Annotated in this window: 12 protein-coding genes; 4 read left to right on the top strand and 8 right to left on the bottom strand. The window is 37.5% G+C overall.

Features of this window, described 5'->3' with window-relative positions; translation table 11 throughout:
* Positions 1-141 precede the first annotated feature (141 nt).
* A complete protein-coding gene (locus BMY13_RS16305; RefSeq protein ID WP_092505912.1) occupies positions 142-939 on the bottom strand; it encodes a YfkD famly protein in 798 nt (265 codons plus the stop codon).
* A 62-nt stretch (positions 940-1,001) separates the two neighbouring features.
* Complete coding sequence (locus BMY13_RS16300; protein ID WP_092505910.1) at positions 1,002-1,394, bottom strand: OsmC family protein; 393 nt, start codon at positions 1,392-1,394, stop codon at positions 1,002-1,004.
* 172 nt (positions 1,395-1,566) lie between these two features.
* Between BMY13_RS16300 and BMY13_RS16295 the strand changes: the two genes are divergently transcribed.
* A complete protein-coding gene (locus BMY13_RS16295) occupies positions 1,567-2,733 on the top strand; it encodes an MFS transporter (protein ID WP_092505908.1) in 1,167 nt (388 codons plus the stop codon).
* Positions 2,734-2,848: 115 nt separating this feature from the next.
* Here BMY13_RS16295 and BMY13_RS16290 read toward each other — a convergent pair whose 3' ends face one another.
* A complete protein-coding gene (locus tag BMY13_RS16290) occupies positions 2,849-3,535 on the bottom strand; it encodes an amino acid ABC transporter permease (protein WP_092505906.1) in 687 nt (228 codons plus the stop codon).
* 6 nt (positions 3,536-3,541) lie between these two features.
* Positions 3,542-4,414, bottom strand: a complete 873-nt coding sequence (locus BMY13_RS16285) for a transporter substrate-binding domain-containing protein (protein ID WP_092505904.1) — start codon at positions 4,412-4,414, stop codon at positions 3,542-3,544.
* Positions 4,415-4,638: 224 nt separating this feature from the next.
* Here BMY13_RS16285 and BMY13_RS16280 point away from each other — a divergent pair, with 224 nt between their 5' ends.
* Complete coding sequence (locus tag BMY13_RS16280; RefSeq protein ID WP_092505902.1) at positions 4,639-6,573, top strand: heavy metal translocating P-type ATPase; 1,935 nt, start codon at positions 4,639-4,641, stop codon at positions 6,571-6,573.
* 19 nt (positions 6,574-6,592) lie between these two features.
* Here BMY13_RS16280 and BMY13_RS16275 read toward each other — a convergent pair whose 3' ends face one another.
* The 4 genes from BMY13_RS16275 to BMY13_RS16260 form a co-directional block, all read right to left on the bottom strand.
* Positions 6,593-7,423 carry a YihY/virulence factor BrkB family protein gene (locus tag BMY13_RS16275; protein WP_175476840.1) on the bottom strand — a complete coding sequence of 277 codons (831 nt, stop codon included), beginning with the start codon at positions 7,421-7,423 and terminating at the stop codon, positions 6,593-6,595.
* Between the two features lie 25 nt (positions 7,424-7,448).
* Positions 7,449-7,751 (bottom strand): hypothetical protein, encoded by a 303-nt coding sequence (locus BMY13_RS16270; RefSeq protein ID WP_092494300.1) that lies wholly within the window; start codon positions 7,749-7,751, stop codon positions 7,449-7,451.
* Positions 7,752-7,771: 20 nt separating this feature from the next.
* Entirely contained in the window at positions 7,772-8,242 is a 471-nt protein-coding gene (locus tag BMY13_RS16265) for a low molecular weight protein-tyrosine-phosphatase (RefSeq protein ID WP_092505900.1), read from the bottom strand.
* 81 nt (positions 8,243-8,323) lie between these two features.
* Positions 8,324-8,866 carry a transcription repressor NadR gene (locus BMY13_RS16260; protein ID WP_092494302.1) on the bottom strand — a complete coding sequence of 181 codons (543 nt, stop codon included), beginning with the start codon at positions 8,864-8,866 and terminating at the stop codon, positions 8,324-8,326.
* 750 nt (positions 8,867-9,616) lie between these two features.
* Between BMY13_RS16260 and BMY13_RS16255 the strand changes: the two genes are divergently transcribed.
* A complete protein-coding gene (locus BMY13_RS16255) occupies positions 9,617-9,805 on the top strand; it encodes a hypothetical protein (RefSeq protein WP_092505898.1) in 189 nt (62 codons plus the stop codon).
* 1 nt (position 9,806) lies between these two features.
* The gene (locus tag BMY13_RS16250; protein WP_092505896.1) at positions 9,807-11,276 is read left to right on the top strand and encodes a sodium:solute symporter family protein; all 1,470 of its coding nucleotides are present in this window, start codon (positions 9,807-9,809) and stop codon (positions 11,274-11,276) included.
* The last annotated feature ends 8 nt before the right edge of the window (positions 11,277-11,284 follow it).

Below are 11,284 nucleotides of genomic sequence, written 5' to 3'. Positions count from 1 at the left end.
GTTTTCCGGTTGATATGTTCGTTTTCCGGTTGATATGTTCGTTTTCCGGTTGATATGTTCGTTTTCCGGTTGATATGTTCGTTTTCCGGTTGATAAAAACCCCTGAAAAGTTTCAGGGGTTTTTACAAAACAACATTGCTCTTATCGTAGCTGAAAAGAAAAGGATACGTAATCCTGAATTGGGATCCATGCCCCAATTCCTTGTTTTGTTACATTTTTAATAACAAGTGATTTATTTGACCCTTTTAATTGGAAGTACACTTCTCCAAAAGTTACCTGCCCTTTCTCGTTGATAGCAGGCGCATACGCTTGCAAGTGACCGTACTTTTGGGCTGGGACATTGTAGGAATTTTCCTTCTTTGTATCTTTTCCGATTATGGTGCTATAGGAGAGCGGCAATTTTGTTCTCTCTTTTGATTTTAATAACATCATTTTTTTTATATCATCAGGGTTTGTGATTTTATTTGTTAATGCACCCTGTATTTCCTTCTTTTCCTTCTGGTTATAATGCATTTCCTGGTTTGATTCGCCACCAATATTATTTAACTCATTTGCATTTATTTTTTGGTATTCCCAGTTTATATTTGTCTCATCCGATTTGTAGTTGAGCGGCCATCGCCCAAGGTAAACCATACCACGATATCCGAATGCAATTGGTGATGGTTTTATAGATGTCTGGTTAAGCATTTTTATTAGGTCCGGATTTTCAACTGGTATATCTAGCTCATCAATCAAATCCTTAGTCAACCCGCTCGGTTCCACCACTTCCTGATCCTCAGTTGAATTCGGGAAGGTATTTTCTTTTGATATATCCAAAACATGACTTGGTATGTCATACTCATTTTCTGACTTTTCCTCTTCCTTTCCTAAGCTATTGAAAGGAAGTAAAAAAACGAAAACAAATATAATTAATGCTGTGATGAAAGTTCTTTTTTTCATGTGTCCCATTCCTTTCCTTTTAGCTTAGTTTTTTCAGACACATGAATATTATACCTTTAATATTATTGACTTAGTTCAATTGTTTCTAAATGTTCCTCAATCTTTATACTATATTCAACAGAGCGAATCATAGAACAGTTTTTTCTTGCTAGCGCTAAATTTTTGCTTAGTTTGTCAGGGTCTAAATGGTAGCCCTTAATGGCATAATATAATACAACACGTTCAATTCGATTTGCTTCCTTTGGATTCCGTTCAACTTCTGCATTAATAGATAAATCTTCATATTTTATTCGCTGTTTAGATAAAATTTTCCGTAACACTGATCCACTGCATCCTGCAATTGACGCAATCATTAGCTGAAAAGGTCGAAAACCGTAGTCTTCATTACCTGATACATCCAATGATCCATATTCTAATTCAACCTGCATCCCATTCTCTTTTAAATAAAAATCCATTGTAAATCTCTCCTTTATTTTATATGAACAGCTTATTTATATTTAGCCTATTTTGCAACCATCATAACCTATTTTGATTTAAATGTATTTGAATTGACCTTTTTAGCGAAAACAATTACATTGAATGGAACTGAACATGACATTTAATAAGTGAGATTGAAGGAGGAGAAATATGGCTTCAGAGCGAGCAAGGTTTTGGATATTAATTTCTCTTGTTTCTATTTCAGGATTCTCCCAAGGTATGATTCTCCCTTTATTAGCAATTATTCTGGAACAAAGTGGTATAGCATCATCTGTTAACGGATTACATGCAACAGGATTATATATTGGCGTGCTTTTAGCATCTCCCTTTATGGAAAAACCAATGCGAAAATATGGGTTTAAACCTATCATTGTTGTTGGCGGAATGCTTGTATTTATCTCATTGGCCCTTTTCCCTTTTTGGGAGTCCTTATGGTTTTGGTTTATTTTACGCGTCACTATCGGTATTGGCGATAACATGCTGCATTTCGGAACACAAACGTGGATTACAACTACTAGCGCAAAAGAAACTAGGGGAAGGAATATCGCTTTCTATGGTTTGTTTTTCGGAGTAGGTTTTACAATAGGGCCACTTATGACACGTTTATTAGAGATCAGCCAAGCACTCCCATTTTTATTATCAGCAGTCCTCAGCATGCTTGTCTGGTCATCCATGTTCTTCGTGCGAAACAAATTCCCGGAAAAGGATGGGTTCACCACAAGCAGTACTGCAAGCTCGTTAGGCCGCTTTATTAAAACTGGCAAAATAGCATGGGTTGCTCTTCTGCCGGCATTCGGCTATGGCTTTTTAGAAGCTACATTACATAGTATTTTTCCAGTTTACGGATTACGGATTGGCCATAATGTGGAAATACTCTCAGTCATTATTCCTTGTTTTGCAGCTGGGAGTGTCATAACGCAAATTCCATTAGGTATGTTGAGCGACCGACTTGGAAGAAGAAATGTCTTATTAGCGGTATTAAGTTTCGGGAGTTTTTGCTTCCTTGCTGCCGCATCGTTAGAAGACTCAGTGGTCGCATTGTTTATTACATTTACTTTAGCAGGTATGTTCACTGGTTCTTTGTTTTCTTTAAGTATTACGTTTTTGGCGGATATTTTACCACCTTCACTTTTACCGGCCGGAAATTTAATGACAGGAATTTCGTTTAGCATCGGAAGTATAAGCGGCCCATATTTGGGTGGCCTATTTCTTGAATATTTCCCTGGAGTTTCCTTTTTTTATGTGATTGTCATTATGTTGGTACTTATTTTGACTGCAACATACATAAAGAAGAATGTCGAATTTCAATATAGTTAGAAAACTCGACTTATTGCCAAGCCTTAATTGCACTTATGCAGAAAGAAAGGATTCATACTTTCTTAACTGCCTAGTAAAGACAAAGGACACTCAAACCTAGAGTGTCCTTTGTTCTTTATAGAAATCTGCTATATCTAACTTCTAAACGATCCTGCATAAATGAAATGATTACACATATTGGCCAGTATATTAAGGCAACCAATATATATAATGTCATGGCATCGAATTCCCTGCCCACAACAATCTGCGTTTTTTGAAATAACTCTGGAACAGTTATTACTGCTGCCAGGGAAGTTGCTTTAACAATGTCCATAAACACATTTGTTAGCGGAGGAATTGCTGTTCTGGTTACTTGCGGCAAAATAACTTTCCTTAATGAGTTCCAATAACCTATATTCAGAGCTTTGGATGACTCCCATTGGCCACTGTCAATACTATTCAATGAGGCACGATTAATTTCTGCGATAAAAGCTGCGCTATTCAGTCCAAAGCCAGCTGAGGCAGCCACTAGCGCCGACAATTCTAGTCCGATATATGGAAGTCCAAAGTATAATATATATAGAAAAACCAGAATTGGCGTGCCACGCATAAAGGAAATATATGCCCGGGACGGCCAGCGCAATAAAATCTTATCTGAATTTCGTGCTAATGCCAAAAACAATCCTAGAAACATTCCAATTGCCATACCTGTGATTGCGACACCAAGGGTAGTAGGCAATCCACCTAATACAAAAGGTAAGCTTTCCAGTGCTAACTCAATATCAAACACTCCACCAAAGTCAAAACCATTAAAATTAATCATGTTCTATTATAGTTCCAATCCTTCTATTTCTTTTATTTCGCCTTCTGGCCTTTTGGAAGCATCTTCCTTATAAAACTTCTTGGCTAGTTCTGACAACGTCCCATCTTCCCGCATTTCTTCCAAGACTTTATTAATCTCTTCGGTTAATTTATCTGCTTCATTTGGTAAAATTGCTGCCTGTTCTGTTGGGTGAAACTTTAATTCAGGATGAAGCATAATATCAAAATCCGGAAATGCTGCCACACCAAATTTTGATAAATAGTAGTCATTTACAATTACATCAGTTCTACCATTATGTACGTCACGCAGATATGCTTCATTAGGTGCATTTCCGTATGTTTTAACTTTCGCTCCAAAATGTCTGGCAATCTCACTGTAGACAGTTGTTGCTCCGCCACCGGCTTTTTTACCTTCTAAATCTTCTAATGAATTTATTCCGGAATAATCTCCTTTACGAACAACCATCGTTGAATAAGAATATTTATAAGGATTGCTAAAGTTAAATTCTTCCTTTCTGCTACTCGTTATTTCAATATCGTTTGCAGCTACATCAATTCGTCCACTTTTAATAGCTGGAAGCATGCTATCGATCCCCATAATTTCATAGGAGACGTCTAGATCAAGACGATTTGCTATCTCTCTCATTACTTCAACATCGTAACCTGTTAATTGGTCTTCACTCTCGCCTTCACCCTTGTAATAGGAAGATGCGATAAGAGTTCCAGATGTTCCAACAACCAATTCCCCGGATTTTTGAATTTCAGCCCACTTACTATCTTCAGAATTACTGTTGCCCGTTTCTTGGTTGTCGTCATCACCACATGCTGCTAAGGCGAATACTGTTACTAGTAACATAAATACTAACTTCTTTATATACATAAATCCCACTCCTTTTCATTCACAACATTTAATTGTGTTATATCTAAAAGTTTATAATGATTGTAACAGTATAAGTCTATTGTTTCAACCGAAAACTAAACTGTATTCATGTTATGACGTACCTGTATTAGTATCCTGTATTTGCACTTGACTTTATTTTATCTCATGGTAAAATAATAATAAGTATTTATTTGTAATAATTATAATCTGAGGGGTTCATAATAATGACGACCAATTCAAAAACATTACATTCGCCAAGGTCACATACGTTCAAATCTTTTTTTGCAAAAAGTCCATTTAGACGCTTCATCGTGCATATAGAATTAATTGCTGCGCTGTTCAGCGGTTTGCTAATTTTGATTACTTGGTCACTAGAGGATACCATTTCAGCTACTGCATGGGTCATCCTGCACTTAATTGCCTTTGTAATTGGCGGCTACGCTAAAGCGAAAGAAGGAATTCAGGAAACAATAGCAAATAGAGATCTAAATGTGGAAATGCTGATGATTTTTGCTGCTATTGGATCGGCCTCCATCGGTTATTGGACAGAGGGTGCCATCCTCATATTTATCTTTGCATTATCTGGGGCTTTAGAAACCTATACATTGAAAAAAAGTGACAAAGCGATATCATCGCTTATGGATTTACAACCAGAACAAGCATTGAGGATTACAAATGGCCAGGAAAAAATTGTTCCCATTTCTGAACTGAAACTTGATGATATCATTTCGGTACGTGCTGGTGAGAGAATTCCTGCAGATGGTGTAATAGTTAAAGGGGAAACGTCAATCGATGAAAGTGCTATTACCGGAGAATCAGTACCCGTCAGTAAAATAAACAGCAATGATGTTTTTGCGGGGACAGTTGCACTGGACGGATCCATATCAATTAAGATCACCAAGCATGCGGATGAAACACTTTTCCAAAAAATCATTCAACTAGTTCAATCAGCCCAGGAAGAAAAATCTCCTTCACAGTTGTTTATAGAACGGTTTGAGGGAACATATGTAAAAGTAGTTCTTGCAGCGGTTGCTATAATGATGTTTTTACCCTACTTTATTTTCGGATGGTCATTATCAGAGAGTATTTACCGAGCAATGATCCTGCTAGTTGTTGCTTCACCTTGTGCCTTGGTAGCTTCGATTATGCCAGCCACACTTTCCGCCATTTCAAATAGCGCTAAAAGTGGCGTTCTATTTAAGGGTGGCGTTCATGTTGAAAATTTGAGTCATATTAAGGCGATAGCCTTTGACAAGACAGGTACGTTAACGAACGGGACGCCTGAAGTAACAGACACATACGTTCACACCGATTGGGAAAAGGAAAAGGTACTTGCTATTGCTGGAGCTATTGAAAAAGAATCCATACATCCATTAGCAAAAGCGATTTATGCCTTTAGCACAGATTATACAAACGTACATGATCTGAATATCCATCATGTTACAACAGTAAGTGGTCATGGTGTTTCTGCCTATGTAAATGATGAGACTTGGGAAATCGGTAAAGCTGGTTTTGTTGGTGAAAAGGATGCTTTCAATTTCCATGGGGGAGTAGCAAAGCAACTTGCTGAACAAGGTAAAACCATCGTATTCGTCAAAGCAAATGATGAAATCGTAGCACTTTACGCACTCAAAGATACAATCAGAAACAATACAAAACAAGCGATAAAAACCTTGAAAAAGCATGGTGTGCATACGATAATGCTGACTGGAGACAACGAAACAACTGCTAAAGCAATTGCTGCTGAAGCCGGTATAGACCATTACATTGCTGAGTGTCTCCCAGATGAAAAAGTAAACCATGTAAAGCAGCTGCGAACCGATTATGAAAATGTAGCGATGGTTGGGGACGGGATAAATGATGCCCCAGCATTGGCAAGTGCAAATTTAGGAATTGCTATGGGTAAAGGAACCGATGTAGCACTGGAAACTGCAGATGTCGTATTAATGAAAAATGATTTATCTAAAATAACAAATGCCATTAACCTGTCAGGCCGTATGAATAGAATTGTAAAACAAAATGTTGTGTTTTCTTTAAGTGTAATTCTATTATTAATAGCGTCAAACTTTTTACAAATAGTAGATTTACCATTAGGTGTAATCGGTCACGAAGGCAGTACTATCTTAGTTATTTTAAATGGGTTGCGGTTGCTAAAATAGCTATCACAAATTGTGATAGCTATTTTTCTGTTCCCTTCCCTATTCCTTTGTTAAGTATTGCGTTAATCGCGCCACCAATCATAATAATAATTCCGGATAAATAAAACCAAATCATCAAGACGATGACGGTACCCAGGCTACCGTAAGTTGCTGAGTAATCTCCCATTGAACTTACATAAAAAGAAAATGCTAATGAGACTAGCTGCCAGCCAATCGTTGCAAAAAGTGCACCCCATACTGCATTTTTAAAATAAATCCGTTTATTGGGTGCGAGCTTATACAATGCGACTAATACAATGAAAAATACTACAGAAGAAACAACCCAACGCAATGTTTCCCATACACTGAGGAAACCAGCAGACAACCCAAAAAATGTGAAGATGTATACTCCAATCGTTTTCCCAAAAATAGGCAATAAAAATGCCATACCAATTATAAGCACCATAGCAATTGTCAACACAATCGCTATAAGACGGGATACAATAAATGAACGATCCTCATCGACATCATAGGCTCGATTAAACCCCCGCATGATTGCATTTATTGCATTCGATGCTGACCAAAGCGTACCGATAATGCCAATCGAGAGTAATTGTCCATTTTGATCATTCATCAACTCACTCACATTTTGATTTATCAGATCTGTTATTTGTCCAGGTGCGTATGTCTCAATAAAACTTATTACAGTTGCTTGATCAATTGGCAAATAACCAATTAAAGTCATTAAAAACAATAGGAAAGGAAAAAGGGATAGTAAGAAAAAGTAGGCTAACTGAGCTGATAAACCAAATATATCATCTTCCGTAATCCGTTGATAAAGTTCTTTTAAAAATGCCATAATCCTTTTCAATTTCTAACCACCCTTATATCAAATCTTACAGTGTGTTTTCCAAATCCTTTTGCTCTTTATTTGCAAACTTGTCTAGGGTGTTTTCCACTTGTTCTAAAGCATTAATCGCATTTTCTGCACCGCTTGAAAATTCTTTATTGAACTTATCAAAACTTTCCTTGGCGCTTCGAACTGCCTCTGATGGATGTTTCACATAATAGCCTGACCTGTTTTTAGCGTAATTCATTTTTAGTTTTGTATAATTTCTTGCATCATTATTAAATAATGAAACTAATCCTCCTGCAATTGCACCCATCAAAACTCCAATAAATAAGTTTCGTTTACCCATTTTGTATCGCTCCTTTTATCTTATATGTTATTCTCAGTTCTAATATACCTTAGTAATTCATTACAGCCTTCAGAGATTAATTCGTATGTGTAATCAAAATTGCCTGTATAATAAGGGTCCGGTATATTTCCTTCTTGGGGATCCTGTACAAAATCCATCAGTTTGGCTAATTTTGCATCACCAGCTTTATTACTTAGATTTTGCATGTCTTTTCTATTCTGCTCATCCATCGCAATGATATAATCAAAATCTCCCCAGTCACTAAGATTTACCTGTCTAGCCTTTATTTCCTTATACCCTATTTGATACTTGTCTAACAATTCTCTAGTACCTTTATGAGGAGATTCTCCAGAATGCCAGTCACCAATACCTCCTGAGTCAGCATCAATTCTATCAGTTAAATTTTCTTTATCAACTAAATCACGAAATACTGCTTCAGCCATTGGTGATCGGCAAATGTTACCTAAACATACAAATAAAACACGAATCATATCCACATCCTACCCTTCATAAGTATTATAATCAATTATTATCTGCTGATTAAGTAAAATGTCATAAACGCTTTTCTTTACTCATTGTTCTAATAATATTCCTTTGGTACGCAATGCTTCACAAGCTTCATCAAGCTGACTCTGTGTTTCAGCCTCAATCGTATGTAAGTGAATACCTTCAGTAAGGTGGGATAGCAAAGTAGCCTTTGTTTGTTTCATTTCATCAAGAAAAGCATCAACATCACGGCGGTTTTTTAACATCAGTGATCCAGTAATATCTCCGTAAATAGGGTGCTCCACCATTACATTCTGAACCGATACTCCATGATCAACAAGTGTATACAATTCAATCTCCGTATCTTCTGACAGATGACAAACCGCGATTACCCTCTGGATCTTGGGATTCTTATTATTCTCCTGAAAATAAACATACCCGCGTGAGGTAGCAATTATGGGTTCACCTTTTGCTTTTAAAAGGGAAACATCCTGTACGATAACTTGGCGGCTGACATTCATCCGTTCCGCCAACATTTTGCCGGTCATCGGATCATTACGGTCTTTCAGCCACGTTAAAATTAATTTTCTTCTCTTTTCACCAAGTACCTTATTCCCTTCTTCTGTCATATAGATCCCCCTAGAATTGTCCTTTTACGTATTATATACTTCATTATACCGAACAAGCTTCTATCATGCATTAGACTTCAACTATTTTTTTAAAAGACTTATGATATCACTAAAGGAATGTTTCTGAAAGTGTACCTTACTTTTTTAGAAACCCCTTATATATTCTCCAAACTCATCTATATGAAGGCTGTTATTGTGCTTTTTCAACGTAGGTGATATAAATTGCGTCACAACTTCATCATGGTTTCCTTCCATCCTTTATAAGATGATTACTAATCCAACGCTACGAAAAAATACTCGACCGATGAGTGACCGTTCTTAGCCGATGACCCATTGGAATCTCGCATTTTCTTACAGATTAGAATAACTTCCAATGAAACGTTAATTTTATGGACTATAATCAGTAAATCTCTATCAGTGGAGGCAGAGACCGTGGCTAGTAAGACACTGCAAAAGCGCTAGCTTGAGCAGATGTCGCATTGGTACCCGGAGCGGTGAAAGCAAAGTATTCTGCCGGAACGAATTAAAGGACTCCACCATCATTAGAACGGGATAAAACGTCACAAAAGAGAATTCCCATTGTGTCGCAGTTTAAATCCATTACAAAGTAAAAAAAGTATTGCTTTTTCAGTTTCAATGTGTAAATATAAGTGTAAAGACACATGTAAATGTTATGCCGTTAAAAAATAATCATTTATCATAGTGTTATTAGTTTTGCTCATCATTTCACAAGGAAGGGGATTTACCGTAATGAAACATAATAAATCGAAAGTTGTGTGGGGCGTTCTTATTGTTTTCCTAATATTATTAGCCTATGCCCTTCCCTACACAGTCCTGTCAGGTGTTCAAGCCTGGTATGGAAGTTTCCTTTTATGGGGAATTATCGGATTACTCATCATCATTGCAAATTTCATGGTTACAAAGGATTGGGGGAAGTAAGTTGAATACAAATATGGTAATTTGGGGAATTGCACTTTATATTATACTAGCATTATTTGTTGCGTATAAGTCTCGTCGTGGTGACAGGACGGATATGTCAGGGTATTACCTTGGGGGTCGTCAAATGAACGGCATCCTTTCAGCATTAAGTTATAGCGCAACGACGTACAGCGCATTCATGATGGTTGGTCTGGCCGGACTGACTTATCAGGGTGGTGTTGGCGCACTTGGTTTTGAAATCGTTTATTTTACAGGGGTTTCACTAGTTGCATTGTTCGGGCGGCGTTTCTGGCTAGCCGGTAAAAAGTATGGATATGTAACACCCTCTGAAATGGTCGGCGATCGTTATGAAAGCAAACCTGCTGCATCTGCAATTGCACTCGTTAGTTGTTTATTTCTCATACCGTATTGTGCGGTACAACTTGCTGGAGTAGGATATCTATTACAAGGCATCACCGATAATGCTATTCCGTTTACAGCAGGTGTCGTGATTGCAACAGTGCTGGCAATTCTTTTTTCCTATGTAGCTGGTATTCGTTCTGTTATGTGGACAGATTCGCTGCAGGCTGTGATTATGATTATTACGTCAACAATTGTAGCGTTATTAGTAATCGATGGATTGGGTGGATTCGGACAATTCTTTGATACCTTGCAAACGAACCACTCAGATGCGCTTTCCGTACCTGGTAATGGCTATTTTAATATCCTAACCTTTCTTGGGATGACTCTACCATGGTTTTTCTTTAGCTTGTCTAACCCGCAAGTTAGCCAGCGAATGTTCATGCCATCCTCGTTAAAAGGGTTACGTCAAATGCTGATTGGCTTTCTTGTGTTCGGTCTCATTTACACCTTTGTATCAGTCTTATGGGGTTTTTCCGCGCTTCAGTTATTTCCGGATCTTTCAACGGCAGATCTGGCAACTCCCAAATTGTTGTCATCTGACCTTGTTCCACCTGTACTAGGTGTTATCGTAATGATCGGTATATTAGCTGCCGCTGTCTCAACGATTGATTCAATTATGCTGACATTATCTTCAATGTTTGCTCGAGATGTCTATGGTAATTTGAAAAAGCGTCCAGATGATAAGAAGCAATTGCAAGTTGGAAAAATCGTCATTCCAATAATCGCTATCTTAGCATATGCATTTGCGGAACTAGAATTAAATTTAATTGCTGTATTGTCAGTTGCTGCATCTTCTGGGTTAATAGTTGGCGTTCCAGCTTTTTTCGGCACGTTCTTTTGGAAGCGTGGAACTGCTGCTGGTGTCATCTCCAGTGTATCTTTAACTGCAATTCTTGTTCTCATACTTGAATTTACTGGTATAAAACCACTAGGACTTGCTTCTGGTATTTGGGGGCTACTTGTTTCAACAATTCTTTTTATTGGGGTAAGCCTTCTAACAAAGGCACCAAAACAAAAAGCATATGCATTCATCAATATTTTAAAAACAGAATCAGAAAGCACCGAATAAAAGCCAAG

It is taken from the genome of Virgibacillus subterraneus (assembly GCF_900110695.1).
Classification (GTDB): domain Bacteria; phylum Bacillota; class Bacilli; order Bacillales; family Amphibacillaceae; genus Lentibacillus; species Lentibacillus subterraneus.
This window is presented reverse-complemented; position numbering and strand designations above follow the sequence as displayed.

Excerpts from the sequence above, each read along its gene's own strand:
- BMY13_RS16305 (WP_092505912.1), bottom strand. The coding sequence starts at position 939 with ATGAAAAAAAGAACTTTCATCACAGCATTAATTATATTTGTTTTCGTT.
- BMY13_RS16300 (WP_092505910.1), bottom strand. The coding sequence starts at position 1,394 with ATGGATTTTTATTTAAAAGAGAATGGGATGCAGGTTGAATTAGAATAT.
- BMY13_RS16295 (WP_092505908.1), top strand. The coding sequence starts at position 1,567 with ATGGCTTCAGAGCGAGCAAGGTTTTGGATATTAATTTCTCTTGTTTCT.
- BMY13_RS16290 (WP_092505906.1), bottom strand. The coding sequence starts at position 3,535 with ATGATTAATTTTAATGGTTTTGACTTTGGTGGAGTGTTTGATATTGAG.
- BMY13_RS16285 (WP_092505904.1), bottom strand. The coding sequence starts at position 4,414 with ATGTATATAAAGAAGTTAGTATTTATGTTACTAGTAACAGTATTCGCC.
- BMY13_RS16280 (WP_092505902.1), top strand. The coding sequence starts at position 4,639 with ATGACGACCAATTCAAAAACATTACATTCGCCAAGGTCACATACGTTC.
- BMY13_RS16270 (WP_092494300.1), bottom strand. The coding sequence starts at position 7,751 with ATGGGTAAACGAAACTTATTTATTGGAGTTTTGATGGGTGCAATTGCA.
- BMY13_RS16265 (WP_092505900.1), bottom strand. The coding sequence starts at position 8,242 with ATGATTCGTGTTTTATTTGTATGTTTAGGTAACATTTGCCGATCACCA.
- BMY13_RS16260 (WP_092494302.1), bottom strand. The coding sequence starts at position 8,866 with ATGACAGAAGAAGGGAATAAGGTACTTGGTGAAAAGAGAAGAAAATTA.
- BMY13_RS16255 (WP_092505898.1), top strand. The coding sequence starts at position 9,617 with ATGAAACATAATAAATCGAAAGTTGTGTGGGGCGTTCTTATTGTTTTC.